This is a genomic window from Gracilimonas qinghaiensis (assembly GCF_046602855.1).
Classification (GTDB): Bacteria; Bacteroidota; Rhodothermia; order Balneolales; family Balneolaceae; genus Gracilimonas.
Map to the genome: position 1 here is coordinate 1 of NZ_JBKINJ010000004.1, position 1194 is coordinate 1194.

A 1194-nucleotide genomic window follows, 5' to 3' on the forward strand; every position below is an offset into this window, starting at 1 on the left:
CTTAGTCTAAGATTTTAGTTACCACGCCGGCACCGACAGTACGGCCACCTTCGCGTATCGCAAATCGCAATCCTTCTTCCATCGCTACCGGCTGGATCAGGGTTACGTTTAATTTCACATTGTCACCAGGCATCACCATCTCAACGCCGTCCGGAAGCTCACATGAGCCGGTCACGTCAGTCGTTCTGAAGTAGAACTGCGGTCGGTAGCCTTCGAAGAATGGCGTGTGACGGCCTCCCTCATCCTTGCTCAATACATACACCTCACATTCAAACTTCTTATGCGGGGTGATCGAGCCCGGCTTACACAGCACCATACCGCGCTGCAGCTGCTCCTTGTTAATACCTCTCAGCAAAATACCTGCGTTGTCACCGGCCTGCCCCTGGTCGAGCATACGACGGAACATCTCAATACCGGTTACCACGGTCTTCATTGGCTCTTCAACGATACCAACAATTTCAATTTCATCATTCAGCTTCAACACGCCACGCTCAATACGTCCGGTGGCTACCGTTCCACGCCCGGTGATAGAGAACACATCCTCTACCGGCATCAAAAACGGCTTGTCTACATCTCGCTCCGGCGTTGGAATCGTATCATCAACAGCCTTCATCAGCGCAACGATACTCTCTTCGTGCTCAGCTTCGCCGTTTAGCGCGCCAAGGGCTGATCCCTGGATCACCGGAATATTGTCGCCATCAAATTCGTAAGAGGACAGCAACTCGCGAACTTCCAGCTCTACCAGCTCCAGCAGCTCTTCATCGTCTACCAGATCCACCTTGTTCATAAATACCACGATCTGTGGCACTCCAACCTGGCGGGCAAGCAATATGTGCTCGCGGGTCTGCGGCATAGGACCGTCAGTGGCAGCAACCACTAAAATAGCCCCGTCCATCTGCGCGGCGCCGGTCACCATGTTCTTCACATAATCGGCGTGACCCGGGCAGTCCACGTGGGCATAGTGACGCTCATCGGTTTCGTACTCAACGTGAGCTGTCGCAATCGTAATACCGCGCTCGCGCTCTTCCGGCGCATTGTCAATATCCGCAAATTGCTTCGCTACGCCACCGTATGTCTTCGCCATTACTGTCGTAATCGCTGCCGTCAATGTCGTTTTTCCGTGATCTACGTGGCCTATCGTGCCTACGTTTACGTGGGGCTTATTCCGTTGAAAGGTCTCTTTTGCCATGATTA

At 53.1% G+C, this 1194-nt stretch carries 1 protein-coding gene; it reads right to left on the reverse strand.

All coding sequences use genetic code 11. From position 1 onward, the window contains the following. Position 1 precedes the first annotated feature (1 nt). Positions 2-1189 carry an elongation factor Tu gene (tuf, locus tag ACKGJO_RS14665; protein ID WP_411324212.1) on the reverse strand — a complete coding sequence of 396 codons (1188 nt, stop codon included), beginning with the start codon at positions 1187-1189 and terminating at the stop codon, positions 2-4. Positions 1190-1194 lie beyond the last annotated feature (5 nt).

Coding starts and splice junctions, on each gene's coding strand:
- tuf (WP_411324212.1), bottom strand. CDS start 1,189: ATGGCAAAAGAGACCTTTCAACGGAATAAGCCCCACGTAAACGTAGGC.